Origin of the sequence: Amycolatopsis sp. (assembly GCF_035276945.1) — a bacterium.
GTDB lineage: Bacteria > Actinomycetota > Actinomycetes > Mycobacteriales > Pseudonocardiaceae > Amycolatopsis_E.
Map to the genome: position 1 here is coordinate 99,306 of NZ_DATELF010000185.1, position 24,672 is coordinate 123,977.

Sequence of the window (24,672 nt, forward strand, 5' to 3'; positions counted from 1 at the left end):
ACGGTGGACGAAATCGAATGGCGCGAATGGGCGGCGGCGGTCGCGCCGCATCTGCGCGTCCTGCTCGACGGTCACGCGGCCGCGGCGGTCGAGGTCGAGCTTGCCGCCGCGCTGGCCCTGCCGCCGGGGCAGGCGAAGGCGGAACTGCGCCGGATCCTGACCGACCACGCGGCGTTGAAGAGGTGGATCAGGAGGCAGCGTGACCTCCGCCGCGGCGAGTACCGGGTCACGGCGCGGCCGGAGACGGCCGCGCAGCGCTACCTGGCCGTCGACTTTCCCGGCCAGGCTTCGCTCGGCGCGCGGATCCCGTTGATCGTGCAGATCGTGCGCGCCCCGGCCGACGGGAGCTCGGCGCCGCTGAAGCCGTTCGTGCTCGCCAAGCCCGAGACCGTGAACATCAGCGTGTCCGCGGGTCCCGGCCTGCAGGGGCTCGGCGATCTCGACCAGGACCTCGTGGTTCCGGTGGGCGCCGACTCCGACCAGTTGCGATTCGCCTTCACGCTGGTCGCGCCCGGCCTGCACACCGTCACCGTGCGGGCGTTTCTCGGCGGGACCTGCCTCGGCGAGTTCCGCACCGAGGTTTCCGTCGAGGACGGGGCGCCGACCCAGCATCCCGGCGTGCGCACCGCGGAGCTGCGGGAGATAGCACGCGAACCGGGTGAGGTGACCATGGAGGTGTCGGCCTGCGCCGAAGGCTACGCCTTCCGTCTGGTCTGCGAAACGCCGTACGAGCGGGTGATCTCGCGGCGGTCCGGTCCCGACGTCACGACGGTCGTGGAACAGGTCGCGGCGGAGATCCGGAACCTGGTGGGGAACAAGCCCGTCTTCGACGACCCCAAGCTCGTCCACCGCCGGCTGGTCAACCTCGGCGCCGGGATGTGGACCGACGTCGTTCCGCCGGCGATCCAGGAGCAGTTCTGGGACCAGTTGCCCGCCATCACGTCGTTCTCGGTGATGAGCGAACTGGACACCAGCCCGTGGGAGCTGTTCTACACCGCCCAGCACGACAGCGGGAAGTTCCTGGTCGAGCGGTTTCCCGTGGTGCGCAGGGTGGCCGGGCAGGACCATCACCCGCGCCGGCTCCGGCTGTCCAACGCCGGCTACGTGGTGCCGCCTGACTCGCCCCCGGAGGCGGACGGCGAAATCGCCGCGATCCGGCGGAAGGTCGGCCCGGCGGTCGCCGACCGGGGCGTGATCGCCGAGTGCCGCCGGCTGGGCGAGCTCATCGACGAAGGGGACTTCGACCTGCTCCACTTCGCCTGCCACAACAGTTTCCGGCCCGGTGCCGGCTCGACGGTGTCGCTGGACGGCGGCCCGTTCCGCCCCTCCGACCTCGACCGGGCCGTGCAGCGGAGGGCGTTCGAACAGGCCGGGCCGCTGGTCTTCGTCAACGCCTGCCGCAGCGCGGGCGAAGTCGCCACGCTCACCGGCACCAGCGGGTGGGCGACCCGGTTCATGCGGTCCGGCGCCGCCGCGTTCGTCGGCGCGCTGTGGGCGGTCCGGTCGTCCTCGGCACGGGTGTTCGCCGAGTCCTTCTACGACGCCCTGATCAGCCGGAAGCAGCCGCTGGGCGAGGCGTCGACGACCGCGCGCGCGGCCGTCATGGCCGACGAAGGCGATCCCACCTGGCTCGCCTACACGATCTACGGGAATCCCGCGGCCACCGTCGAACGGGCGGACGCGCTGTGACGGACACGGTCTTCGTGCTGCACGGGGTCGGCAACCGGGGGAGGGAGGCCGTGTTCCGCTCGCTCGTCGCCGCGCTGGCGGCGGCCACCGGCCTGCCGATGGAACCCGTGTACTGGGGTGACCTGGCCGCCGAGGAAGCCGATGTCCAGTCGGTCGTGCCGGCGGTCCGGGTGCCGGCCGAGGTTCGCGGCGAGGCGACCCTTCCACGGGCCGGCACCCGTGGTGGCCCGGCCGCCGACCGTGCGCTCGACGTGGTGGCCGACGGCATCCGCGAGAGGCTCGGCGACGCCGCGTCCTCCCGGCGGCTGGGCTTGCTGATGGCCGAGGTCGAGGCGTACTGGCCGGAAGCGGACAACCTGCCGGAGGCCGACGATGCGGTGCTGACCGAGCTCGGCGTGGCACTCGCGGAAATCTTCGCGGACACGGCGGACGGCGAGTTCGTGCGCGAGTTCGACCTCGCGCTCGTCCGTCGCTGGCTGGTGCGGTTCGACCGGATGGTCGGCGCCACCCAGACGTCCGTTTTGGGCAGGCTGAACTCGTCGGTACGGATCCGGTTGCTTCCCGGTGTCGCCCGGTTCCTCGGCGACGTGCTGGTGTACCAGCGGCACCAGACGTCGATCCAGCAGCGTGTTCGTGACGTGATCCAGGCGGTGCGCCCCGGCGCTGGCAGCGAAGGAGAACCGGTCCGGCTGCTCGCGCACAGCCTGGGCGGCGTGATCGCGATGGATCTGGCGACCGGGCGGGACCCGCTGTGGGTGCGGAGCCTGGTCACGTTCGGCAGCCAGTGGCCGCTGTTCCACCTTGTCGATCCACGCGGCGGCCAGGTGGCGCCGCACAACGGAGCAGGCCCCGTGCGGTTGCCGCCCTCGGTCGCGGCCTGGACGAACGTGTGGGAGCCGCTGGACCCGCTCGCGTTCGTCACCGCGGGTAGATACCTGCTGCACGACGGGGCGGCGCCACGGGACGAGGTGGTGCCGCACCTGGCGCGCTGGGGGATATGGACCCACTCGGCCTACTGGCATTCCCCTGATTTCAGGAAGCTGCTCGGACGGGTGTTCGGTACGGGAGAAGAGTATGGCCAAACCGGAGGATGATCAGGTCGGCCCGCCGGGGGAACGGCGGTTCACCGAAACCGGCGCGGTGGAGGTCTCCGACGGCGAGCGCTGGGTACCCGACCCCGAGTTCCCCGGAGACGGCGAATCCACCATGATCCGCGACCCCGACTGACGGCCGAGCCGCTGGAGGCGGGCGTGGTTGTCGCGGTCCAGCCGGTCCGCTTCCTCCCACGCGCCCAGCGCCCGCAGATCGAGGACAAGGCCGTTGGCGCAGCGCAGGGTTTCGATGTGGTCTTGGCCGAACACCCTCGTCAGGCGCGTCAAGGTGTCCTCGTCGAGGACGCGGGCTTCGTGCGGCCGGCCAAGCAGGCGCAGGTCGACCGCGACCGCGCGCGCGGACCGCATCGTGTCCGGGTGGTCGTCACCCAGCACGCGCCGGAACCGGGAGTGCGTGTCCCGGTCCAGATCCCGTGCCTCCTCCAGCGAGCCCGCGGCCCGCAGCTGCACCGCCAGGTTGTGCGCCGAGCGCAGGGTGTCGGGGTGGTCCGGGCCGAGGATGTCGCGGCGGCGACGGACCACGTCCTCGTGCATGGGCATGCTGTCCCGACTCGACAATGCCCACGCGTCGGCCGCCACGTCGTGGGCTGCGGCCAGGGTGTCCTCGTGGTCCGGACCAAGCACCCGGCGCCGGTACGCCAAAACCCGCTTGTCGAAAGCCAGGGCCTGGGGGTACCGGCCGAGCTGGAAGCAGGCGCGGGCCAGGTGACTGGTGGCCGCCACCACGATTTCGTGCTCCTCGCCGAGCGCGGCACTCCAGTGGGTGCGCGCGGCGGAGACGAGGTCGTGTGCCGTGCCGGCGTCACCCAGCACGACCAGGTAGTGCGACGCGTCGAGCAGGAGCCGGCAGCAGCGGGGATCGGTGGAGCGCGGGAATTCGAGCGCCGCCAGATGTGGCAGGAGGGCGGCATGGCGAGCCCAGGAACTGGATGATCGCGGATCCCCCGGATGGTCCGCGGTGATCACCGTACGCGCGGTTTCCCTGGCCGCCGTGGCCTCTTCGGCGGTCATGACATCCCGCAGGTATGACTGGAACAGCGCGTGTGGGCGCAGCTGGGCGGGGAAGACCTCGACCAGGCCGGACCTGGCGACGGCCGTCACCGCGTCGTCGAGCGCGATCGGGTCGGCCGCGACCGAACGCAACGGTTCGGCCAGTGACGGGGCGGCGGTTTCGAACAGGTCGACCGGGACGGGCGCGGCGGCGAGGAACGCGCAGAGCCGGGCCAGCTCCGCGGCGGCGGGATGGGTGGACCGCAACGAGTCCAGCGCGAGGGACCACGCACCGGCCAGCGAACGGGGGTGGCCGGCGGACATGCCGCGGTCCAGCATCTCGCCGGTGCGGGTCGCCAGCAGTGCCCGGTAGCGGCCGGCGGTCAGCGTCGAACCCCGGAGGAACGTGGCGGCTTGCGCCACGGCGAGGGGAAGGTCGTCCAGCGCTTCCGCCAGTTCGCCCGCCTCGGCGGGGTCGAGGTCGCCGAGACAGCCGGTCAGCAGCGCCACCGATTCGGTCCTGCTGAACCCGGGAACGCCGACGAGGGTCGCCGGGGGCGCCCACCGGCCGTCTCGCGAGGTGATCAGCACCCGGTCCGGGCGGGCCGCGAGCACCCGCGCCACGGCCGCCGGGTCGTCGGCCCCGTCCAGGACCAGGAGCCACCTGCCCCCGTCGTTGAGCTTTCCGAACAGTGGTTCGGGTTCGGCTTCGGCGCTTGCGAACCGGGCGAGCTCGCGAAGCTGCTCGGTGACCAACTGGGGATGCGCTGCGGACACCCACCAGGTCGTGTGGTGCTCCTCCCGGTGCCGGTCCGCGTATTCGAGGGCGAGCTGCGTCTTGCCGGCTCCTGGCCTGCCGTGCAGCACCACGACGGGACAAGGGCTTCCGGCCATCGTGTCCTCGATCCGGGCGAGCAGGTCGCGACGGTGAACGGCGCCCGACGGTCGCACCGGTAGTGCGGTTGCCCGGGCCGGTGGCGGCTGCCCAGCCTCACGCGCGGGCAGCCGCCGCGCGAGGTCGTCGATCAGCGCGGCCAGATCGGCCCGGAGCCGGCGATGGTCGAGCCGGACGCTCTGCCGCTTGGCCAGTTCGCGGATGCTCGGCGGCAGCTGGCCGGTTTTCAGGCGTTCCCGCCCGTGGAGGAGGACGGGAATGACTTCCTTGCCTTCGCGCAGGGCCAGCGCGATTTCCCGGCGCACCCAGTCACCGCGCTGCCAGAGCCGTTTCCGGCCGTGGTCGTCGCTGGCGTTCGGCCAGCCCCGGCCGATCACCGCGAGAAACACCTGACAGCCGCGCACGTTGTCCAATATGGACGTTTCCCAGTCCTCGCCCGGCCGCAGCGAGTCCGTCGACCGGAAGACACGATTTTCGCCGAAGGACGCCACCAGTTCCAGATACAGCATTCCGGCGGCGTAGTTGTCGTCGCCGTTGCGGAAGTTCACGAAGATCGCGTTCACCTGTGGGCAGGCCTCCCCGCGACACTTTACCCACTCACCGTGTCGGCCCCGGCACCCGGCGGTGCCGGTGGGGACTCGCACGAGGTGCGAGTCGGGCGGGTGTGGGCGGTTAGCCGATACCGAATCGGCGTTGGAACTCGGCGGCGAGGGTGTCTCCGGCGCTGGCGACGAGTTTGACGACGATGGGGTGGAGGATGAGGTCTCGCACGGCTCCGGCGAGTGCGGTGACTTTGCGGGTGAACCAGCCGTGGACGTGCTCCATGGTGGCGATGTCGGGTGTCTCGGCGTCGATCGCTTCGCCGAGTTCGTCCAGCTTCGCCAGCGCGGGGTCGGCCTGGTCGCCGGCCGCGGCGGCGACCAGGCCACGCAACCGGTCGAGCAGTGTGCTCAGCTCGGCGCGTTCTTCGCCGGTCACTGCCGTGGCAGGTGTGTGGGACCGGGTGACGTTGTTGTTGCCGACGACGATCTGCCCGGAGAGGTCGTGGCCGACGTGCACGGTGATCCGGCCGGGCTCGGGTTCTGGCATCGAGTCCTTCCTTCGGTTCGGGCGTCTAACGGATGTTGCGGCCGGTGATCGTGTCGCCGGTCACGGTGTAGGTGCCGTGAAACGTCCGCCGAGATCCGTCGGTGTGGGTGGCGACGAGGTCGACGGTGACTTGGCCGCCGTCGACGGCGCGGACGGTCAGGTCGTCGTGGTCGGTCCCGGCGAACCCGGCCTTGAACGTGTCGAAGTCCTGGCCGAAGTTCTTGCCGCCCAGCGCCCACGCCCGGGCGTAGTCCTTGGCGTTGATCGCCGCGACGTAGGCCCTGACGACGCTTTCCCCATCGCCCGCGGGTGTGGCCGTTGCGCTGGTGGCCGTGGGTGTCTGCCCGGCTCCCACGGCCGGTGTCCGACTGGTGAGCCGGGCGATGTTCGCGATGAGCTTGGTGGCCAGTGATGGCAGGTTCGGCACCATCGTCGCCAGTGGGGCGGGGTCGATGTCGCGGCCGGCGCCCGGGGCCAGAGCGTAGACGTAGCTGCCGTCGAGTACGTAGTACGGCGCCATGGTGCTGTAGAAGTCGACGTTGCCGGCGGCGGCGGTCGCCCGCAGGAGAACGATCGGGTCGGCGATGATCGCCGGGCGGCCGTCGACCGTGCTTGTCGCGCCGGTCGGCTTGCCCGTGGCGTCGGTACAGGTCGTCATGACCTTGCGGACGCCGTTGAAGAAGTCCGTCGCCGCGGCGGCCGTGGCGAACTGGTAGATCGCCTGGTCGAAAATGAGGTTGTCGTCGACCCCGCGCGAGAGCGCGTCGGTGGCGTCGGAGGCGTCGGAGGCTACCTGTTCGTCCCCGGCGAAGGCCGTCTCGCCGAATCCGGCGGGGAACCCGTCGGAGGCGAAGGCGAACGGGAACAGCGGGCGGTGTGGTGGCAGCGGGTCGGTGCAGGTCATGGTGGCGAGATCGGATGTGTCGGAATGCCTGGGCGGGGTGGACGGCGCAGCGGCGCAGTCGGTCTGGCACCTGGGGATGACCTGGTATCCGGCCGGAAAGCCTTGGCCAGGCAGGAGGGCCTGGGCCAGTTGTGCGCTGGTGAGCTGTGGTGCGGCCGCGACGACGCTGCTGGCTGGTGGCGACGGATCGGCAGGGAGGATGGCGGTCACCGCGAAGTACCCGCCACCACCGACGATTACGGTGGCCGCGCTGGCGATGGCGAGTTTGGTGGCCAGCCCGGCCCCTGCCTTCGCACCCACTCCCGCTGTCTTGGCCGTGACCGCGACCCCGTGCCCGGCGCCGGCGGTGAGGTGACCACCAGCTGCCTGCGACAGGCCCTGGGCCGCGGCGTGCGCCGGGGCGGCGGTAGTGCCGAGTTGCGCGATGGCGTGCCCCGCGACCGCCTGGGTGTGCTTGGCCAGCGCCAGGTGCGCGGTTGCGCCGAGCTGGTGCCAGATTGCCACCGCGGCGCCGATCCCCGCCACCGCGGCCGCGCGTTTCCCCGTGATCAGGCTGCGGACGCCGTCCTCGTGCGTGAGGTAGGCGAGGATGGACCGGTCGCCGGCGCGTTCGGCGGCCACCTTGCCCCGTCCGAGGATCCGGCCCCAGGCACCCAGCCGCATCGAGCAGGCCAGCGCCGGGGCGGCCGCTTTCGCCAGTTTCGCTCCCAACTCCGGACGGTTCGCCGACACCGCCGCGTCGACCACGGCGGCGATCAACGACGTGTGGGCGGCGACCGCCGGCGGTGGGGTCTCCGCCGACCCAGCCCATTCGCGCAAGCCCGTGGCGATACCGGTCAACCGGGCCACGTCCGGTTCGGCCGGAAGTGCGGCCTCGACGCCGGGCGCGAGCTGAAACATCCCGCCCGCATCGAGCACCAGGGCGAGCCGGCGCAATTCGTCGAGGGCTCCGGGCATCGTGGCCGCGTCCGTGACCAGCCGTGGCAGCACGTTCGCGGACACACCCGCGGGACCGGCCAGCAGCAGGACGGTGGCAACGTCCTGGGCCGCGGGGCTCATCGCGGTCACCAGGCGGGGGAGCAGGTCGGCGAGCTCGCCGGGCCGGGGCAGTACGCATCGGCCGTCCTCGCCGGGCCGCGCGGCGGCCGCCGCGCGCAGCAACGCCATCGGCGAACCGGCGCTGACTCGCCACAGATCCAGGGCCGTCACCTGTTCGCGCTCGCTCAACGGCCGGCCCAGCGCGCGCACCAGCAGTGCGAGTGCGGACTCGGCATCGAGCCCGTTCAACTGCAGCGACCGGCCGTTCGCCCAAGCCGCCCGGTCCACGGACGTGAACACCACGGACGCGGCCGGCACGCCGTCGAGCAAGGTGTCGCGTTCCTCGCCGCTGACGTTGAGATCGTCGAGCCACAGGCGGACGTCGACCTCAGCCATCAACCGCCGGAGTTCCACCGGGCCGGGCCGGTATCCGTCGGTGTCGTAGCACGCCTCGAAGGCGTCCTGGAGAAGATCGGAAACATCCCGGCCGGCGGCGGAGAGGAACACCGTCCGGTCGCCACCGTCCGCGGTGCAGACATGTCGGAGCAGGGTGCTCTTGCCGGACCCGGCCGGGCCGTAGATCTGGACCAGACGATCGTTCGCGGCCGCCCGGAGCACCGCGTCCACGTCCCGCTCACGGCCGATCGGCTGCGTGGACCCTCGCGGCAGCAACAAAACCTTGTCACGACGGCTCGGCTGGCGCCGCGTGCCGGACACGACGGTGACCACGGACTGCTCGGCCCAGACCGTGACGTTGTTGTCCCCCACCACGATCTGCCCCCGCACGTCCCCGCCGACATGCACGGCTGTGCCTGGATCGGTCACGTGTCTCCTCCCGCCATTTTCCACACCAGCAGCCCGAGTGGCCGTGGGCCAGGCTCGGGACGGCCGTCTTCCTGGCGGCGCGCCTGACCCGACAGAACCTGAACCTGTAGCAACCACTGGGTCGCCGGCTCCGCGAGGGTGTTACAGCACGCAGCCGCATCGTGACCCGGCCTGTCATCGTGTCCCGTATCGATGTTCGCGACGACCAGCGGCGACGCACGGTGTTCTGGCGGGCGTGACACCGGTCCCTTCACCGGGTAGCCAAGTGCTGGCGATTCCGTCCTTTTCGGACAACTCGGTCAGCGGGCGGTCGGCAAGCGCCGGATCTTTGTTCGTCGCGGTGAAACCACCATCGACGCTTTGCTCACCGTCTGATGCCGGGCACGACACCTGGAAACCGGCTTTTACGACCGCTACGATCCGGCCGGGGCCCTCCCGTGGTCAGGCGACCGGGAGCCCGTGAGGTCGCTGCCCGACGGCGATCTCACCGGCTTGGTTCGTTCCGTGCCAGACCACCGCGAGCTCTGTGCGGGACCGCACGCCGCATTTGGTCAGGACCCGGGTCACGTGCTTTTTGACGGTCCATTCGCCGATCCGGAGGTGGCGGGCGATGGCGCGGTTCGACCAACCGTCGGCCACCAGGCGTGCGACTTCGTGTTCGCGGACCGTGAGCGGACCGGTGTCGACCCGGCCCGCCTGGCGCAGGTGGGTCCGCAGGAGGTAGGTGAGGTGGGGCCGGAGTTCGTTGAGCAGGGCACGGTCGCGCTCGTCGAAAGCGCGTTCACCGGTGGCGATGACGCCCAGGAAACCATGGACGGGCAGGCCGGTGTCGAACCACACCATGACCTTGTCGGTGATTCCGTTGCCGTTCAGGAACTCGTCCGCGTACGCGTCCTGCGTGGGGGCGAGCGCGGCGTCGAGCAGCTCCGGCAGGCACGCCATACCGTGAAGGCGGAGCAGACCGCGCGCGCGGCCGGCCGCGAACACGTCGTCGGGCGCGTAGTTCGCCAGGTAGCGGTCGATCAGCGGGGAGGGAAGGCCGACGGTCACCGGACTGCGCAAGCCGAGTTGGGCTGCCGGGTGCCGGCCCAGGAAGAACGTCAACCGTTCGTAGCCCAGGTGCTCGGAGATCGCGCGCAGGACCACGGCGCGGAAATCGTCGTCCGTGCCGTCGGCCTCGGCACAGGTCCGCAGTACGTCCAGCACCCCGCGGTAGTCCTGTGCGCTCAACATGACATCCACCTCGACCGATTCCCCGGAGCGCCCATCGTATCCCCGAACGGCGGCCCAGGTGTTCCACCTTTTGACCATTGTCGCAGCTCAGGTCGTGCCTCACGCTGGTCTCCGCCAAGGCCGGCACCGAGGAGGAAGGGTTCGACAATGACGTTGACCGACGACGCGCGCATCAAGCTGCAGCGGGACACAGTCGCACAGCACATGGCGGGGGAGAACGAGCACGACTGGGACAAGGTGTACGACACGTTCATCCAGGATGAGCGAGCCTGGTACGACGTCATGCCGTTCGCCACCCGGTACTCGGGGTTCTCCGGCGTGCAGGACTTCTACACCGCCTTCGAGGCCGCGGTGCCGGATTTCACGCTGACGGTCACCCATGAGTACGACGTGCCCGGGTGTTCCATCCGCGAGGTCACGTTGACCGGTACTCATCAGGGTGAATTCCTGGGGATCGCCCCGCAGGGGCGGCCGATCACGTTCGAACTCGCCGCCTTCTATCTGTTCGGCGACGGTGACGAGGCCGGGAAGCTGCTCGCCGAACGCGTGTACTTCGACACCGAGACCGTGCTGCGGCAGATGCGCGGGGAGGACGGCCCGGCGGGGATCGGGCTCGCCGAGGAAGCGCGGGCACAGTGATGCTGTCTACTCCACTGGCGGTCCGTGAGCACAGGGTGGCCGGGCACGGCGGCTGCGGGCTGCACGTCACCGAGTACGGGCCCGAGCGCGATACCGCGGTGGTCTTCCTGCACGGCCTGTCGTCGAATGGCCTGATTTGGGAGCGGCAGGTCGCGGCCATCGCCCCGGCGCAGCGGACGGTGACGGTCGATCTCCGGGGGCACGGGCGATCCGACGAACCCCGCGACGGTAGCTACAGCGACCCCGACGCCTGGGCGCACGACCTGCACGCGGTGTTGACGCACCTGGGCTTGCGCAGCGCGATCCTGGTGGCGTGGTCCTATGCGGGCATGGTCGCGGCGGACTACCTGCATCGCTACGGCAGCGACAAGATCGCAGGTGCTTTCCTGGTCGCTCCGCTGCGCAAGATCGGCACGGCGGAGGCGCTCGATCTGCTGGGCGAGACCTTCCTCGGTCTTGTCCCGGGCCTGCTGTCCACCGAGGTCGACGATTCGCTGGCCGCCTGCAAGGAGTTCGTCGGCCTCTGCCGCAACGACGCCTGGCCCGTCGCCGAAGCCGACCAGCGCCTGGGTGCGGCACTGTCCGTACGCCCGGACGTGCGGGCGGGCATGCTGGCGCGGGAGCAGGACAACGACGAGGTGTGGCGAGGCTTCGGCAAACCCACCACGATCGGCTACGGCACCGCTGACCGCATCATTCGCCCGGCGTCGTCGTCGCACCTGACCGACCTGATGCCCGGCGCTCAAGTGCACGTCTACGAGGCCGCCGGGCACACCCCGTTCCTCGAACAGCCGGACCTGTTCAACGCCGACCTGCGCACCTTCGTGGACGACTGCCTGCCCAGCTGACAGTTCGGTGACGGAGGCGCCCGTGGCCACTTCCGCGCGGACGCCTCCGCTACTCGCCCACTTTGCGCGATTCCTTCCTTGGGAGTCCTCGTCCCCGCATTACACGACCGGGCCGGCGGCCGATCGCGCAACTGTGCCAAGTGGACGTTGACGCCGTGCGCGGCCAAGAAGATCGCGCGATCCCTTGCCCTTCCTCGACGGCAATTCCGGTTGTTGCGCACTGTCGTGCTGGACGAGTTGAAGATCTCCCAGTATTCGAGTGAGGTTTGGGGCACCGGGAAAGGCCGGTATGGTCCATGCCGCAGAGGTAAGTGGCTGCTGCCGACGCGTTCCAGTCCGGTATGCGCGGCAGCGGCGGTTTCGCCGAGGTGGGCGGAGGTTGGCCGGTTCGGGGGGATCTGGCGTTGCCCTGCACCATTTCCATCCACTGCTCACCCTCGACACCACCCACAAGCCCCCGCCCGTGATCGCGGAGCGAATCGCCGACGAAATCGCCGGGGTCACGGGCCTGCCACCCCCTGGTCGCCGACGATGTCGTCGTGGGTCATGCTCGTGCCCTGTCGCCGGGGAAAACCGGCTCTTCATTCGGCGGAATCGGGCCGGCCGGTTCTGGCGTGGTGACCTGCCGTGGCAGCAGGAACGGCGTGCCGAGGAGCAGAACCCCTGCCAGTGCTACAGCTGCGCGCGGGCTGGTGAGTTGTGCCAGGAGACCCCACGACACGGTGACCACGGCGGTGCTGGTGCTGGTGGTGATCGACCAGGCGGCGAGCACCCGGGCGTGGCGGTCGGTAGCGGTGTTGTTCAACCGGTAAGCGGCGAAGACGGAGTTGAAGATGCTCGCGCAGATGATCAGCCCGAGCTCGGTGACCATCACGATCACAAGCCCGGCCAGGCCCGGCCGGATGAACGCGAGCCCAAGGGGCCAGCAGGCACGTAGCGCGCCGCAGACCCGTAGCACCGTCTGTTCGCCACAGCGGGACGCGACGCGACGGGCGATTCGTGACCCGATCAGGCCACCGACGCACGGGACAGCGAACGCCAGCCCGTACTCCCAGGCCGGGAACCCCAGGCGGGAGAGCATCAGCACCGACAAGAGTGGCTCCGTAGCCATGATCAGCCCGTTGACCAGCATGACGTTGAAGAAGAACCGGCGCAGCGTGTGGTGGGTGAGGATGTAACGCCACCCCTCGACGATGTCGCTCCGCCGACGCGTTCGGGTCGTCCTCGGCTTCGGGGGCTGCTCGGGTTTCCTGATCGCGGCGATGCCGAGCGCCGAGAGGAGGTAGCTCACCGCATCGACCACAATGGTGGTCACCGGCCCCAACAGCCCGATAGCGGCGCCACCCACGGGCGGGCCGATGACCGTGGCCGACCAGGTGGTCGACTCGAAACGACTGGTGGCCACCAGAAGCCCGTCGGCGGGGACGATGGTCTTGAGGTAGGCGCCACTGGCGGCCGTGAACGCGATCTTCGCTGCCGCGGCGACGATGGAGACCACCAAGAGCTGCGCAAACGACAACGTGCCCAGCCAGTAGGCGAGCGGTATGGACGTCAACGCCGCGAAGCGGACCACGTCCATGGCGATCATGACCGGCCGCTTGGCGCGAAACTCCATCCACGGTCCGAGCGGGACCGCCAGCAGCGCCCCGATCGCGAGCCCGGATGACGACAAGGCCGCCACTTCCGCCGAACTGGCGTTCAGGACCTTGATGGCAACGACCGAAAACGCTCCGAACCCGAGCCCGGTCCCGTAGGCGCTGACCGCGTAGGCGGCCCACAACCACCCGAACGACCGGCCCAGGCGCACCCTCCGCCACATCTTCGGCACTCCGCTTCACCCCTCAGGGAACCCTTTGCTGTCAGGGGAGATGGAAGCCGGTTGAGGGACGCCGGCACCAACAACAGGCCGAGCGGCGTGTCACAACCCATCGTTGTGCGAGTAGGTTCTGCCTCATGGATCTCGATGCGGTTCGTACCTTCGTCGCCGTTGCCGAGACCGGCCAGTTCCAAGCCGCTGCCGACGATCTGGGAGTCACGCAGCAGGCAGCATCGAAACGAGTAGCCACCCTGGAGCGGGAACTCGGTGTGCAGCTCTTCGCGCGGATGGCCAGGGGCGTCCGGCTTACCGTCGACGGGCAAGCACTGCTGCCCCATGCGCGCGAACTTCTCCGCGCCGCCGAGCGCGCCACGGCGGCCGTGACGCCAGGGCGCAGGGCCCTTCGGATCGATGTCGTCAACCGCAGGATCGCACCCTCCAACGTCCTTCACGCCTTCTACCAGCAGCACCCCGGCATCGAGCTCGATGTCGTCGCCCTGGCCAACGCTGACGCCGCGTCGGCGCTGGCCGAGATCAGCGCCGGCACCCTGGACGCCACCTTCCGATCCCTACGCGCCTCCGCCCGCAAAGTCCCGACCGGGCTCCGGTCAGCGCGTGTCATCGACGACCGGCACGAACTGCTGGTCGGCCCACGGCACCCGTTGGCGAACGCCAAGACCGTAACGTTGACCGAACTCACCGACCACCCCATCTGGATGCCCGGCATGTCCGACGCCGAGCCGATGGGTTACTACGACGATCTGGCGCAAGCGTTCGGGCTCACCATCGACACGATCGGGCCGAGCTTTGGCGTCGAAGCGCTCATCGCCGAAATCGCTGACTCGACCAGGCTCGCCACCTTCGTCGGCGAAGGCTCGCGATACCTTTGGCCGGAAAGTTACGACCTCCGCCGGATCCCCGTTGTCAACCCGACCCCGGTCTATCCACTTTCCGTGATCTGGCGAGCGGACAATCCACACCCCGTTCTCGCGAACTTCCTCGAGTACCTCCGGACCAGGTACCGGGCGACATCCAGCGATGACGTATGGACCCCAGGCTGGGCACGCTGAGCCCCGAACAAGCCGGGACAAGCCGGGACAAGCCCCGGACACCCGTCCTCGACCCGCATTTGGTCAGTCGTGAGGTGGGTCACCGCCGGGCGGTAATGACGGGAACTTCTCGCCCTCGGTCGGTTCGGGTGCACCGAGACCGAACGCTCAGACGTACGCTTCCCTGAACGCCTGCGCGAACTCGGATTCACCCACCTGTCCGTTGCCGCCACCGCCGATCGAGTAGCCGCGGCCGGACAAGGCGCGGACCGGGTCGAGCACCTCCTTCATGAAGTGGCGCGTCCAGTCGCCGATCTCCTGCCCTTCGTGTCCGGCGAGCGGGGTCAGCATCGCCAGGCTGCCACCTGGCCAGCTGACAACACCCCACAACACCCGGTAGCTCCCCGCGCGGCTGACGATCAAGCCGTCGGCGGACACAGTGTGGTCCTCGGCGAGACGCGGGGCCACCCCCACGATGTCTCCGATCGTCTCGTCGACATTGCCAGAACCCTGGACGGTGATCACGAGTCCCGCCACGTCGTTGAGCTTGTGGAGGGTCTCCACGAGAGACCCCCGGGCCCCTGGTCCGATCTCCAGTTGGAACATCGCCGAATTCCTTTCTCGCAAACCTCGCCCGAATGGCGGCATCAGATGTTCGACTCCCTGTCAACGCCGTTAGTAACGAGACCATGCCTCAGTTCGGCTTGATGTCGTCAGGTCCGTGCTCACCGTTACACGCTCAAATTCGGTAAGCGGATTACTCGCAACATTTTGACGCGGCGACAAAGCGTCGTGATCGCGCCGCGAACACGCGGACCGGGAGCTGAATGGATACCTGCCGGGAGTGCCGGGGCGAGGATCACCCGGCCAACAGTCGAACGATCGGATGAGCCGCGAACCGCGGCGGCTGCGCGTGACCGAAGATTTCTTCCCAGCCACGGTGGAGTGCCGGGTCAGGTGCGGGCGGGCTCGGGCCGGCGTGCGGAGTCGAGGAGCGGGGGAGAGTCCGGGCCGGGTAGACCGACGGCAGGCTCTGGTCAGGCCACGTCCACCGTGACGCTGGTGGGATTGGTGAGGACGTCGTGGACCGCCGACCGCTTCTGAGACTCCGCAACCAGGGCCTTGATCTCCTCAGATCTCCTCAGATCTCCTCGGGGCCGCGTCGGCGTCGATGGCGTAGGTGACCCGCACGTCGCTGAAGCCGTTCCACACATCCGGGTCGGCGCCGAGAATGCCGTGCAGGTCGAAGTCCGCCTCGATGGTGGCCCGCACTGAACGCAGCTGGATCTGCCGCTGCCTCACCACCGCCGCCACGGCGGCCGTGAGGCAACTGCCCAGAGCGACGAGCACGAACTCCACCGGGTCGCACCGTTGCCCTCGGCGGCGAACACTTCGGGATGGTCGGCGTCGAACTCGAAAGTCGTCTTGTGCCGCTGCTCGCCTCCCAAGCCGTAGAAGGTCTCCACGCTCGACCGGCTGTGGGTGCCCTTGACCCAGGAGTTCACCGCGCGCCAGGTGAACTTCGCGATTTCCGGAGTGCCGGCAAGGGCGTCGCGGGCGCCGAGCAGAGCCTCCACGTTGACGCCGTTGTCCACCGGCAGGTCGGTCGCGGGCATGAGACCGTCCTCCCCAAAAGCCGTGATGTTCCCCGAGAGTCTGGAGGCACCGCGCCCGCGAGCACGACCCGTCTCAGGACGTGGACACGCGCGAGGAGTGCTCGGCGAGGAACTCGTCGAACGTGCGGGGCCTGCGCCCGGTCAGGTCTTCGACGGCGGTGGTCGTCTCCTCCAGCGCGCCGGCGGCCACCTCGGCGTACAGCGCGGCGACGTCCGTGGCGAAATCCGCGGGCACGCCCCGCGCGGTCAGCTTGGCGGCGAACTGTTCGGGCGGCAGGTCGACGTAGCGCACCGGCCGGCCGAATGCGGCGGTGAGTTTGGCGGCGATTTCGGTGTGGTTCAGCGCCTCGGGGCCGGTGACGACGTAGCTGCGACCGGTGTTGCCCGGGTCGGTCAGCAGCACCGCGGCGCAGGCGGCGATATCGTGGCAGTCGACGTAGGACACGCGGGCGTCGCCGTAGGCCCCGATGAGGTTGCCGTCCTCGGTGAACGATCCGGTTCCGCTGACGAAGTTCTGCATGAAGCCGCTGGGCTGGAGCACCGACCAGTCGATCCCGGACTTTTTCAGCAACTCCTCGATGTGCCAGTGCGCGCCTTCGGCGAGTTTGCCGCCCTCCCGTGCCCGCCAGACCGATATCTTCACGATCTTCGTTAGCCCCGCGCGCTGGGCCGCCTCGATGAGTGCGCGCTGGTGCCGGACCATCGGCTGCTCGCCCCGGACCGGCAGCGCCCCGGAACTGTTGAGGAACAGCCGGTCGATCCCGTCGAACGCGGTTGCGAGCGAACCGGGCTCGTCGAAGTCTCCGACGACGAAGGGGCAGCCAAGCTCTCGTCCCTGCTCGGCCCGGCGGACGAGAGCCTTGAACAGCACGCCGTCCGCGGTCAGCCGCCGCACCAGATCGCGCCCGATCGAACCAGTGGCCCCGGTTACCAGAATCACGAACTCCTCCAGATACGGAAATCGAGGGTGTCTCGCGTTAAGATATCGAGGGGTCCTCGAGTTAGCAAGGGGTGGCAGTGATGGCTGGTACGGGTGCTCGCCGGATGCGTGCCGACGCCCGCCGCAACCGGGAGCGGCTGCTCACGGCGGCGGATGAGGGTTTTCGCGAGCACGGCGTCGAGGCCTCGCTCGAGCGGATCGCCCGGGAGGCCGGGGTGTCGATCGGCACGTTGTACGCGCACTTCCCCAGCCGCCAGGCGCTGGCCGCCGCACTGCTTCGCGCCCGCCACGACTCGCTGTTCGAGCTGGGAGACTCGCTGCCGGGGGAGTGGTCGGCGATCGATGCGCTGGCGACGTGGATGCGCGCCGTGGCCGCGCACGCCGCCGCCTACCGCGGGCTGGCCACATTCCTCGTGAACGCTCTTGGCGATGAGGCTTCGGAGTTGCACGCCGAGTGCGCGCGGATGGCACGCATCACCGAACGGCTGGTCGACAACGCACGCGGGACGATCGGCGCCAAGGTCACTGCCGAGGATGTCCTGGCCGTGACGAACGCGGCCGCCTGGACGCGAGAGCAGGTCTCCTCGTCACAGGCGGACCGCCTGCTCGATCTCGCGCTGCGCGGCCTGCGCGCGGTGACACCTGAACCTCCATTGTAGACACTGCGTGTCGAGATCGCGGCGAGCCAGCCGCCGCCGGTGAAGCGGGATGCGTTCGGCATATGGACCCTGTGGCCTCCGCGCCCAGGTGGGTCGATCCTTGGGGACCGGCTTCGTCTGTCCATAGAGGAGATGAGGGGCGGCGCGCGCCCGCTGCTTCGCGGCCTTGCGCGAGCCTGGTTGGAAATCGTCCGAAGGGGGAATCCGATGACGACGTACGCTGACCGAATGGTCAGAGCATGCGACCGCCGACCCGCCGGCGCGCAGTTTCCGGCCGGGTGACGTACGCCTGCAGGATGCGCAGGCTGTCGTGGGATTCCGAAGTGGACAGACCGATGACGCGCTGGGTGAATCAGTTCGCGGCGTTCGTCCGGCGTGAGGTTCGGACCGTCCGCGTGCAGCCGAACGGTATCGAGCCGGAAGTTCTCGTCCGTGCGGGTCTCCAGCCCGGGGATGGTCCGCTCGCTGACTCCGGACTTCTCGGCGAGCCGTTCCTGCGTCATCGCCGCTTTGGCGGCACGCCCGTGACTCACCGAAGCACGAGGCGCTGACGCACAAGCACCCCACTACCCTCAGCGCCACCCAGGCATTCCACCCGGTGGCCGGGGTGGAATGCCGTCGGAATTCTGGCGGTGGCGGCGGATGCCCGGGCGTCGTCGCCGCCCTGTTTTTCCAGCATGGTCTTCGGTTTGGTCAGGATCTTCGGCCGGCCGTCGCGAACGCCCTGGAGCATGGCGTTCGCCCTCGAAGCCGTCGTGGAGCACGGTCAGCTTGACCGCCGAATCGACCTGCTCGATCTCGAAAGTGAAGGCGTGAACCGTTGTCGAGGTGAGCGTGTATGTCCTGGCGATGTCGATCTGTCCAATGACGACGCCCAGCGTGTCCCGTGTGTCCGTCATAGCGTCGATCGCGCGACCAGAGAAACAGCGGTCGAGGCCTGCATCCGGGTGGTGGCGGTCCTGTGAAGCACGTCGAACCGCAGGGCGGTGCACCGCACGAGAGCCGTTGGTTGAGCGCAGGCCGGACTCAGCCTTCCGCGCTCGTAAACCAGTCCGTGGTCGGCGTAGACCAGCAGCGGTTCGGTTGCTCGGCCACCCGCTGTCGCGATCGCATTGCCGACGTCGGCGGTGGGCGCGAATTCGGGCTCAGAAACCTCGGTCATCCTGCCCTGATCCAACCGAACGCGCGGGGGCGCGACATGGGTCCACGGTCTGGGGTCCACGGTCCGGCGAAGTTCAGTGCTCCTCGGTGTGCTGGGCGGCGAACCAGGCGGCCACCTGGGTGCGAGAGGTGAAGCCCAGTTTGGTGAGGATGTTCTGGACGTGGGTTTCGGCTGTGCGCTGGGAGATGACGAGGGCTTCGGCGATCTCCTTGTTGCTGCGTCCGTGGGCGACGAGTTCGGTCACCTCGCGTTCGCGGCGGGTGAGTGTTGTCCGCGGGTCTTCCGTGGTGATCGGCGAGGCGGCGGGGTGCTCGCCGAGGGCGTAGGTGATGACGTCCTCGTAGGACGCTGTTCGTCCTTTTTGGCTGTGCTCCTCGAAGGCGGCCCGTCCGAGGGCGTCCCGAGCCTGCTGTTCGCAGACATGGTGGTAGCCGATCAGGTACGGGAGGGCGGCCACGGACGTGTCGGCGTCGGCGAGCAGGGTTTCGGCCGCACCCAGCAGTGTCGCGGCCGTGCGGTACCGTCGCCGGCTGCCGGCGACCCAGGCCAGCACCTCCAGTGCCGATGCGGCGCCGAACTGATCGCTGACCCCGTGGTTTCTGGTGAATCGCAGGAAGGCCTCCGCGCACCGGCTGGCTTCGTCGTGGTCGCCCTGGGTCCAGGCGGTCAGGCCGAGTGACCACATCGTCTGCTGGAGCGCGGGTCCACCGCGGGTGATCGCCAGCAGGTCCGCGCGGCAGGTATCGGCGAGTTCGGCGTCCCCGATCTGTGCGGCCGCTACCAGGAGCGAGGCCAGCGTTATCAGCAGCAGGTCGACATCCGGCTGAGGCGCGGTCACCAGGGTGTCCCGGGCCCGTGTCAGCGCTTCGATCGCGCCCCGCGGATCCCCGCCCAATAACAAGGACGCCCCTCGAATGCCGTCGGCACAGGCCATCGCCGTACAGTCCTCGAACTGCCGCGCGAGCCGCTCTCCCTCCTCCAGTAACGGCATCGCGGTGCCGGTGTCACCCTGAGCGAGAGAGAGGTCGGCGCTGAGCAGGAGCGCGCGGGCGCGCAGCACGCTCGGCGCCTGGGTCCTGGACAGGGCGCGCTCCAGCCACCGCCGGCCCTCACCGAACCCACCTTGCCCCCACCACCACTCCAGCCACGGCAGGGCCGTCACCAGCCGCAGGGCCTCCTCCGGTTCGTCGGCCTCGCCGAGACAGAAGTCCATCGCCCCGCGCAGGTTGGACTGAGCTCGCCGGAGGCGATCAATCCAGTATCCCCGTGGGTCGCTGACCCACTCCACCTGCACGTGCGCCACCAGTTGCTGGTACCAGGCGAGGTGGCGGCGGCGCACCGCCTCGAGGCACCCGGACTCGGCGAGCCGCTGCAAGCCGTATGCCCGGATGGTTTCCAGCATGTTGTAGCGGGTGACCTCGTCGTCCCTTTCCCGGCTGAGGACCGACTTGTCGATCAGCCCGGTGATCACGTCCAGCAAATCGGCTTCGGGTAGGTGCTCGTCGGTGCAGACGCCCTCGATGGCGTCGAGTTCGCAGCCACCGGTGAACACGGCCAGCCGGCTCCACAGCAGGCGCTCCTGCTTGGTGCAGGACTCGAACGACCAGTCCACGCAGGCCCGCAGGGTCTGCTGCCGGTTCGGTGCGGCGCGGTTGCCCCGGGTGAGCAGGGCGAACCGGTCGGCGAGCCGGTTCAGGATCTGCTGCGGGCTCAGCGCCCGGAGCCCGGCGGCCGCCAGTTCGATCGCGAGCGGGACACCGTCGAGGCGCTGACAGATACCGGCCACCGCGCGCGCGTTGTCCTCGGTCAGCCGGAAACCCGGGTCGGCGGCGGTGGCCCGCGCCACGAACAGCGCGGCCGATTCGCACTGTAGCAACCCAGCCGGCGTCGGCCTCCGCCCGGCATTCGGCGTGGGCAGCGGCGGCACCGTGAACGCCGACTCACCCGAGACGTTCAACGGCTCGCGGCTGGTGGCCAGAATCCGCAGCCGCGGGCACGCGATCAGCAGCATCGAGGCTATCACCCCGGACGTCGGGATCACTTGCTCGCAGTTGTCCAGCACCAGCAGCTGATGGCGCGTCGCCAGATGCTCCGCCAGGGCTTGCAGCGGAGCGCTTCTCGCCTGCTGGCGCAACCCCACCTCGGACGCCACCAGGTAAGCCAGCAGCTCAGGATCCTCCATCTCCTGACTCAGCAGATCCGGATCACCCACCGTGGTCAGATCGACGAACCACACCCCGTCCGGGAACGCCCGTCGCACCTCCGCGGCCACCCGCCGTGCCAGACGCGTCTTGCCGACCCCACCCACACCCGTCAACGTCACCAACCGGAAGTCCGACAGCAGCCGCTTGACCTCAGCCAGCTCCCGCCGCCGCCCCACGAAGCTCGTGACGTCCGCAGGAAGCCTGCCCCCACCCTGCCTCGCAGGTGGGCTCGTCACTGCTGCCGCCTCCTCGCACCGCCCCACCGGCACCCTCCGGGGCGGACTGTCCGTCTTCATCGCGGCTCCCGGAACAATCGAACCACCGCAGCCTACGCCTCCCACCCCGCCACCAACAGCGGAAACGACATACAGCAGAACAACGCCGCACACCTGGGACCTGGGCAAGATCACCCTCCACCGACCGGAATCCGAAGGTGACTTCGGGGTGCTGCCGGGCAATGTTTCGGCTCCCCGGCTCCTGTCTTCGACAGCCGCGGCCGCGGCGCTGATCTAGATCTCTGTGGCTTCTTCGCAAAACATGCCGAGTGCCTTGAGGGCAGGCTCATTGGTGTACGACATCAGTAGCGCCTCATTGGACCGCCAGGTGTTGAGGTGGCGGGTGGGCCGCCCAGCCAGGGATCGCGAAAACGTCCTTCGGGCCCCAGCCCAGCGCCTCGCCGTCGACCACGTGGTCGATGATCGAGGAGGTGTGCCGGTGTGGCAGACCGCGGAAGCCCGGACGCGGCCGGGAAATCCGGCAGGAAGTTGGCTACAAGAAGGGCGAGGTCGGGACGAACCTGCAATTGCGCGAGCGCCTGGTGCGCATCGCCCGCGACATGGGGTTCGAGCCGGCCACTCCCGCTGATGCGCGCCAGATGCTGGGTTTGCCGTTGAAGAACACCGACGTCGAACCCGGCTTCGCCGTCTGAGCCGGTGACGTGGCCGATCCCGGCGAGCCCGCGGTTCCTTCTGATACCTGCGGGGAGCGACGGCAGCTTGCCGGCCGGGCCATGGTGAGCCCGGCCGGCAACGGTCAGGTCGGCTCAGAACACCGCTTTGCCGAACAGGCTGGAAAGGTTGATCTTCGCCTGCAGCAGCTTCGTCTCGTTGGGCGCGGCGAATCCGGCGTTGGTGACAAAGAGCCGGTCTCCGCACACGGCTGTCGAGGTGGGGGAGTCGAGACCGTCCGCTTCGGTCAGCACGGTGTTCGTAGTCCCGTCCCGGTGGACGACGGCGACTTCGTTCTGGCCGTTCAGTGCCGCGAAGACCACGTCGGCGCGGGCGCTGAGGAAGTTGAAGTCGTCGATGCCGGTGACACTGCTGGAGACCAGCTCGATCCGGCCTGCCTTGCCGCTGTAGGTGACGGGCACTCGCGACAGCGTGCCCTGGTCGGTGTTCGACACCCACACCGCGCTGTTGTGGAAACGCACCCCGTTCGCGCCGAGCGGAAACGACGAGGACGGCAATGGCGCGAGGGCAGGGTCCGTCAGCCAGGCGATGGCCGTTCCGCCCGATGCCGGAATGGCCCAGATGGTGCTCTTCTCGCTGTCGGCGGCATACAGGGTGTGCCCGGACGAGTCGATGGTCAGGCCGTTCGGGAACCCGTCGGGGGGCAGGGCGCCGATGCGGTGGGGAGTGCCGCCGGACGGGAGCGCCCACACCCCGAATCGGGATGGGTCGGTGGACATGACGTTGTAGTAGATGGTGCCGTCCCGGCCGCGGGTGTTGCCGAGGATCGCCTCGCCCGGTTGTCCGGTGACGAGCACCGTGCGGTGCCCGGATGGGCTGATGCGCTCCAACTTCGGTTGCACGTTGGAGGAGCCGGGAGGCACCGAACCGATCAGTGAGACGGTTGCCGAACCGTCGGGGTTGACGGTGATGCTCTCGGCCGACTCACCGGCCGCGAAGCCGAAGGTGACCGCGGTCTTGAGGTCGGTGACGAGCGGGTGCTGGGTCACCGCGGACGCGGATGGTGCGGAGACGAGAACGGCTGCCGTCGCGATCACCACCGCTGAGAGCGGGAAAAACTTCTTCATCGAAGTTCCTTTACTCGGCGAAGAACTTGGTGAGGTGCCGGACGACGATTTCTGGGCTTTCTTCGGCGAGGTGGTGTCCGGCGCCCGGGATCTTGACGAGTTCGGCGTCGGGTGCTTTGTGGGGCAAGACGTTGCGGATCCACTCGTGGGTCAGTACGCCGGTGAGCGTGAGGATGGGTGGCGTGAGCGGGCCGTATGCCTTTTCGTCTTCGATGTCGTTGCTCAGGGCTCGGTACCAGCCGTTCGAAGCCCGGATCGCCTCGGGTGTGTTGTACGCGTGCGCGTAGATCTCGCGGTCGAAGTCGGTGATGTGAGCGGGATCGATCATCGAGGAGTCGAGCATCGCGTCGATCAGGTAACGCGCACGCCCGGCCAGCAACTGTTCCGGCAGCCCGACGAGTTGGTTGAACGCGAACCACCACATCGGGGCCGGCTGTTCGGGCCGGGGCAGCACGGTGAACTGATACCAGCCCTCCTCGGGGTGGATCACGTCGAGCAGCACGACCCGGCGCGCGGCTTCGGGATGGTTGGCGGCGAAGCTGTAGGCGACGAGGGAGCCGATGTCGTGCCCGGCGATGTTCACCCGTTCATGCCCGAGGAAACGCGCCAGCGCGAGAATGTCATCGGCCATCGTCTTCTTTTCGTAGCCGGATTCCGGTTTGCCGGAAGATCCCATCCCACGCAGGTCGACGGCGATCACCTGGAACTGCTGCGCGAGTGACGGCATGACCTTGTGGTACGCCCACCAGGTCTGCGGCCAGCCAGGGAGCAACACCAGTGGGTCCCCCTGGCCGCCGATCACGTAGTGCAGGTCGACGCCGTTCACCTCGGCGTGCCGGCTTTCGAAGTCGCCGTCCAGTGATCGCGCGAGCTCGGCATCGGTTGGTACGGAGGTCATCTGTTCCTCTTTTCTAGACTTTTCGTTCCAAAAAATGGCCAAACAAGAACCCCGGCTGTGACCGGGGTGATTCAGTCCAGGATCGACAGCGCGACGCGCGTCGCGTCCCTGAGTCGTTGCGAATCGGGAACCTTGGCTAGCGCATAGAGACCCTCCAGGACGGTGATCAGGAACCCGCCCAGCGCTCTCGGGTCCCTGTCCGCGGCCAGTTCGCCCTGCGCCTGCGCGCGGTACAGGGCGCCGATGAACGCGGTTTCCACGGTGTTCCAGGCGGCTTCGACCTGGCGGGTCAGCTGGTCGTCGCCGGGCAGGCACTCCGCGGCGGTGTTTATCGCGAAGCAGCCCTTGCGGTCCGAATCGGCCAGGATCTCCTCGACGCGCTCGTGCAGGAGTGCCCTGATCGCCGCGATGGCCGAGCCTGGCTGCGACAGTCGGGAAACCACCGTGTCGCTTTCCCGGTAGCGCTGTAACGCTTTGAGATACAGCTCGTGCTTGTTGCCGAAGGTCGCGTAGATGCTCGCCCGGCCGATGCCCAGATGGTCCACTAGATCCTGGATGGACGTGGCCTCGTAGCCCTTGTGCCAGAACAAGTCCAGCGCGGCCCGTAGTACGGTGTCCGGATCGAACTCCTTGGTCCTGCCCACGGTTGAACTCTATCCGAACTAGAATGATTGGTCAAGAAATTCGCCGTTCGGGATCGGCTCGCGGTAGCCCATCGCTCGTCGACGAAGCGGCGGATCTCCCGGGCGTGCTCATGGTCTTCAGGGGTTTGCCCGAGGACCATGCGGTGGCCGGCGGCTTCGAAGACGTGCAGCTCGGCGGGCACGCCCGGCGCCGTGCAGTGCCCGGTGCACGCTGGCGTCGCGTTCGACGACGAAGAGAGCCGGCTCGGCCTGAGCCGTGTCGCGGCGCCGGTGCTCAGCCGGCACGCCTCGCCGCGGGCCGACGACTTCGGACGGCAGTTGCGGCGGGCCAGGCGCTGACTGTCGTGGTCAAGGTCACGGGGCCGCGACCGCACAAGATTGTACGAT

23 protein-coding genes are annotated in these 24,672 nt (G+C 68.9%); 9 read left to right on the plus strand and 14 right to left on the minus strand.

Features of this window, described 5'->3' with window-relative positions:
* Positions 1–3: 3 nt before the first annotated feature.
* Complete coding sequence (locus tag VJT49_RS34625; RefSeq protein WP_324169216.1) at positions 4–1,689, plus strand: CHAT domain-containing protein; 1,686 nt, start codon at positions 4–6, stop codon at positions 1,687–1,689.
* Positions 1,686–2,783: a hypothetical protein gene (locus VJT49_RS34630; protein ID WP_324169217.1), complete on the plus strand. Its 1,098-nt coding sequence runs from the start codon at positions 1,686–1,688 to the stop codon at positions 2,781–2,783. The genes VJT49_RS34625 and VJT49_RS34630 overlap by 4 nt, the downstream gene beginning before the upstream one ends.
* Here VJT49_RS34630 and fxsT read toward each other — a convergent pair whose 3' ends face one another.
* The 4 genes from fxsT to VJT49_RS34650 form a co-directional block, all read right to left on the minus strand.
* The gene (gene fxsT / locus VJT49_RS34635) at positions 2,784–5,249 is read right to left on the minus strand and encodes an FxSxx-COOH system tetratricopeptide repeat protein (protein WP_324169218.1); all 2,466 of its coding nucleotides are present in this window, start codon (positions 5,247–5,249) and stop codon (positions 2,784–2,786) included.
* A 109-nt stretch (positions 5,250–5,358) separates the two neighbouring features.
* Positions 5,359–5,775, minus strand: a complete 417-nt coding sequence (locus tag VJT49_RS34640; protein WP_324169219.1) for a hypothetical protein — start codon at positions 5,773–5,775, stop codon at positions 5,359–5,361.
* Between the two features lie 25 nt (positions 5,776–5,800).
* Positions 5,801–8,542 carry a hypothetical protein gene (locus tag VJT49_RS34645; protein ID WP_324169220.1) on the minus strand — a complete coding sequence of 914 codons (2,742 nt, stop codon included), beginning with the start codon at positions 8,540–8,542 and terminating at the stop codon, positions 5,801–5,803.
* Between the two features lie 441 nt (positions 8,543–8,983).
* A complete protein-coding gene (locus VJT49_RS34650) occupies positions 8,984–9,775 on the minus strand; it encodes a helix-turn-helix transcriptional regulator (RefSeq protein WP_324169221.1) in 792 nt (263 codons plus the stop codon).
* Between the two features lie 147 nt (positions 9,776–9,922).
* On the opposite strand from VJT49_RS34650, the gene VJT49_RS34655 reads away from it, so the two are divergent.
* Together VJT49_RS34655 and VJT49_RS34660 are read left to right on the plus strand one after the other, a co-directional pair.
* On the plus strand, positions 9,923–10,414 hold the full coding sequence (locus VJT49_RS34655) for an ester cyclase (RefSeq protein ID WP_324169223.1): 492 nt from the start codon (positions 9,923–9,925) through the stop codon (positions 10,412–10,414).
* Entirely contained in the window at positions 10,414–11,262 is an 849-nt protein-coding gene (locus tag VJT49_RS34660; protein WP_324169224.1) for an alpha/beta hydrolase, read from the plus strand. Before VJT49_RS34655 ends, VJT49_RS34660 begins: the two co-directional genes overlap by 1 nt.
* 544 nt (positions 11,263–11,806) lie before the next feature.
* Here the strand turns inward: VJT49_RS34660 and VJT49_RS34665 are convergent.
* The gene (locus VJT49_RS34665; RefSeq protein WP_324169282.1) at positions 11,807–13,081 is read right to left on the minus strand and encodes an MFS transporter; all 1,275 of its coding nucleotides are present in this window, start codon (positions 13,079–13,081) and stop codon (positions 11,807–11,809) included.
* 134 nt (positions 13,082–13,215) lie between these two features.
* On the opposite strand from VJT49_RS34665, the gene VJT49_RS34670 reads away from it, so the two are divergent.
* Entirely contained in the window at positions 13,216–14,148 is a 933-nt protein-coding gene (locus VJT49_RS34670; protein WP_324169225.1) for a LysR family transcriptional regulator, read from the plus strand.
* 147 nt (positions 14,149–14,295) lie between these two features.
* Here the strand turns inward: VJT49_RS34670 and VJT49_RS34675 are convergent, their stop codons facing one another.
* The 4 genes from VJT49_RS34675 to VJT49_RS34690 all read right to left on the minus strand — a co-directional run bounded on the left by VJT49_RS34675 (position 14,296) and on the right by VJT49_RS34690 (position 16,683).
* The gene (locus VJT49_RS34675; RefSeq protein ID WP_324169226.1) at positions 14,296–14,733 is read right to left on the minus strand and encodes a hypothetical protein; all 438 of its coding nucleotides are present in this window, start codon (positions 14,731–14,733) and stop codon (positions 14,296–14,298) included.
* 525 nt (positions 14,734–15,258) lie between these two features.
* Positions 15,259–15,486: an OsmC family protein gene (locus VJT49_RS34680; protein ID WP_324169227.1), complete on the minus strand. Its 228-nt coding sequence runs from the start codon at positions 15,484–15,486 to the stop codon at positions 15,259–15,261.
* Positions 15,426–15,743, minus strand: coding sequence for a hypothetical protein (locus VJT49_RS34685; protein WP_324169229.1), 318 nt, complete (start codon positions 15,741–15,743; stop codon positions 15,426–15,428). Before VJT49_RS34685 ends, VJT49_RS34680 begins: the two co-directional genes overlap by 61 nt.
* Positions 15,744–15,816: 73 nt before the next feature.
* On the minus strand, positions 15,817–16,683 hold the full coding sequence (locus VJT49_RS34690) for an SDR family oxidoreductase (RefSeq protein WP_324169230.1): 867 nt from the start codon (positions 16,681–16,683) through the stop codon (positions 15,817–15,819).
* 80 nt (positions 16,684–16,763) lie between these two features.
* Between VJT49_RS34690 and VJT49_RS34695 the strand changes: the two genes are divergently transcribed.
* Positions 16,764–17,342, plus strand: a complete 579-nt coding sequence (locus tag VJT49_RS34695) for a helix-turn-helix domain-containing protein (RefSeq protein WP_324169231.1) — start codon at positions 16,764–16,766, stop codon at positions 17,340–17,342.
* Between the two features lie 529 nt (positions 17,343–17,871).
* On the opposite strand, the gene VJT49_RS34700 is transcribed toward VJT49_RS34695, so the two are convergent.
* Positions 17,872–18,075, minus strand: coding sequence for a hypothetical protein (locus VJT49_RS34700; RefSeq protein ID WP_324169232.1), 204 nt, complete (start codon positions 18,073–18,075; stop codon positions 17,872–17,874).
* Here VJT49_RS34700 and VJT49_RS34705 point away from each other — a divergent pair.
* Complete coding sequence (locus VJT49_RS34705) at positions 18,074–18,307, plus strand: hypothetical protein (RefSeq protein ID WP_324169233.1); 234 nt, start codon at positions 18,074–18,076, stop codon at positions 18,305–18,307. The two genes, VJT49_RS34700 and VJT49_RS34705, sit on opposite strands and share 2 nt — an antisense overlap.
* A 270-nt stretch (positions 18,308–18,577) precedes the next feature.
* Here the strand turns inward: VJT49_RS34705 and VJT49_RS34710 are convergent, their stop codons facing one another.
* A complete protein-coding gene (locus VJT49_RS34710) occupies positions 18,578–20,944 on the minus strand; it encodes an ATP-binding protein (RefSeq protein ID WP_324169234.1) in 2,367 nt (788 codons plus the stop codon).
* A 458-nt stretch (positions 20,945–21,402) separates the two neighbouring features.
* Here VJT49_RS34710 and VJT49_RS34715 point away from each other — a divergent pair, with 458 nt between their 5' ends.
* Entirely contained in the window at positions 21,403–21,636 is a 234-nt protein-coding gene (locus VJT49_RS34715; RefSeq protein ID WP_324169235.1) for a 3-keto-5-aminohexanoate cleavage protein, read from the plus strand.
* Positions 21,637–21,750: 114 nt separating this feature from the next.
* Here VJT49_RS34715 and VJT49_RS34720 read toward each other — a convergent pair whose 3' ends face one another.
* From VJT49_RS34720 to VJT49_RS34730, 3 genes are all read right to left on the minus strand, one after another.
* The gene (locus VJT49_RS34720; protein ID WP_324169236.1) at positions 21,751–22,743 is read right to left on the minus strand and encodes a hypothetical protein; all 993 of its coding nucleotides are present in this window, start codon (positions 22,741–22,743) and stop codon (positions 21,751–21,753) included.
* Between the two features lie 10 nt (positions 22,744–22,753).
* On the minus strand, positions 22,754–23,641 hold the full coding sequence (locus VJT49_RS34725) for an alpha/beta hydrolase (protein WP_324169237.1): 888 nt from the start codon (positions 23,639–23,641) through the stop codon (positions 22,754–22,756).
* Positions 23,642–23,712: 71 nt separating this feature from the next.
* The gene (locus VJT49_RS34730) at positions 23,713–24,285 is read right to left on the minus strand and encodes a TetR/AcrR family transcriptional regulator (protein WP_324169238.1); all 573 of its coding nucleotides are present in this window, start codon (positions 24,283–24,285) and stop codon (positions 23,713–23,715) included.
* A 138-nt stretch (positions 24,286–24,423) separates the two neighbouring features.
* Here VJT49_RS34730 and VJT49_RS34735 point away from each other — a divergent pair, with 138 nt between their 5' ends.
* Positions 24,424–24,624, plus strand: a complete 201-nt coding sequence (locus tag VJT49_RS34735) for a hypothetical protein (RefSeq protein WP_324169239.1) — start codon at positions 24,424–24,426, stop codon at positions 24,622–24,624.
* Positions 24,625–24,672: the final 48 nt, after the last annotated feature.